1 protein-coding gene is annotated in these 284 nt (G+C 46.8%); it reads left to right on the top strand.

The genetic code is table 11. The annotated features are described in order from the left end of the window. On the top strand, positions 1 to 266 hold a 266-nt coding region (locus ACXAFR_RS27650), incomplete at its 5' end, for a hypothetical protein (protein WP_475183466.1). Positions 267 to 284 lie beyond the last annotated feature (18 nt).

Below are 284 nucleotides of genomic sequence, written 5' to 3'. Positions count from 1 at the left end.
TTTGGCACGCCATTGCTTGTGATATAGCGATTCGCTCTATTTCCCTCCCTCTTAGATTGGCCATTTCACACCTTCCCCGTGCCGCCTCTCTCAGTTTTGATAACACCGGGTTATTTCAGCTAACTCCGCATATGCCTTTTCAGTATCTTTACTGTGTCTTCACAGGAGGTGATCTGAACACAACAACATTTTTGATATTGATAGAGGCTCACCATGAAATCACTGAACAACACTCGCAAATCTCTTCTGTCACTGGCTCTGGTTAGCGGTGGCGCACTGCTCGG

Source organism: Pseudomaricurvus sp. ABR4_320 (assembly GCF_056159445.1).
Note: the sequence above shows the minus strand (reverse complement) of the source record. Positions and strands in the feature narration are given on the sequence as shown.